We start from the raw sequence: 1276 nt of genomic DNA, 5'->3' as shown, positions 1-1276 counted from the left end.
CGCTGATAAAGGCCAGCGCCGAATCGACGATGCGCAGGGCGACGTTGGCTTTGCCAACGGTGCTGATGTCGATGTCGCTGACCTTCAGCAGCGTCGAGCCGGTCAGCGTGGCGCTGAAGGCGTTGGTGCTGCCCGACCCTTGGGCGCTGAAGTTTTTGTCCGAATTGAGTTGGATAAAGCCGCTGACCAGGGCATTGTCGGCAGTGGTGTCTGCAGCGAGGTTTACTGCAGCTCCCGCTGTGACAAACTTGCCTTCGTCATTGATATACATTTTTGTCACCGAAACTTGGCCGGCGTTGGCGGATGCGGTATCCCCAACCCGGATATCTTTGCCGCTTTCGTTGATGAGGATGATGCCGGTGCCAGCTTCGTTGAGACGAGCGACGATGCCGGTCTGCGAGGACTTTTCGTTGATGGCGTTGATGGCGGCAGACAGGTTGGAGGCGCCGCTGGTGCCGTTGAGCGTAAACGACACCGTCACGTCGGAAGAGTTGTTGGAGCGCAGCAGCAGGTTGTAGGAGCCCGAGGCGCCAAAGGTCAACTGCGCCGCGGTGTAGGCGGTGGCATACACCCCAGTCTGGCTGGCTTGCAGGTTGATGTTGGCCGCGGTGGTCTCGGCCTGCTCGTTGGCCGCAATCGCGACCGAGGCGCTACCTGCCGGGCCGTTGATGATCACCGAGCCACTGGTTACGCCGTTGGCGCCCCAAGCTGCGCCTGTGGCCGCTGCCCCCGTGCTGAGGATTTGGTTGTTACCATAGACGTTGGTGCGGATGTTGGCCATCGTGGCGGTGATGGTCTGGTTGGCGTTGGCGCCCACCTGGAACTGCGCTGTGCCGAAGCTGCCGTCCAGGATCTTCTGGCCGTTGAACTCGGTGGTGATGGCGATGCGATCGAGTTCGGCCACCAGCTGGTTGACTTCCTGGTTGAGCGCCTGGCGGTCGCTGGCGCTGTTGGAGGCGTTGGCCGACTGCACCGCCAGCTCGCGGATGCGCTGCAGGATGGAGCTGGCCGAGTTCATGGCGCCTTCGGCCGTCTGGGCCAGCGAGATGCCATCGTTGGCGTTGCGCGCGGCCTGGTTCAGACCCCGGATCTGCGAGGTCATGCGCTCGGCAATGGCCAAGCCCGCCGCATCGTCCTTGGCGCTGTTGATGCGCAGGCCCGACGACAACCGCGCCAGCGCCGTGCCCATCGCCGCCTGCGAACCATTGAGGTTGCGCTGCGCATTCAGCGACATCACGTTCGTGTTGATCACCTGTGGCATGTCCGTGCTCCTTGC

At 62.8% G+C, this 1276-nt stretch carries 1 protein-coding gene; it reads right to left on the bottom strand.

The annotated features are described in order from the left end of the window. The coding region (locus Talka_RS12255) for a flagellin N-terminal helical domain-containing protein (protein ID WP_143891515.1) at window positions 1-1261 on the bottom strand (1261 nt) is incomplete at its 3' end. Window positions 1262-1276 lie beyond the last annotated feature (15 nt).

Source organism: Tepidimonas alkaliphilus, from assembly GCF_007556595.1.
GTDB lineage: Bacteria > Pseudomonadota > Gammaproteobacteria > Burkholderiales > Burkholderiaceae_C > Tepidimonas > Tepidimonas alkaliphila.
Note: the sequence above shows the minus strand (reverse complement) of the source record. Positions and strands in the feature narration are given on the sequence as shown.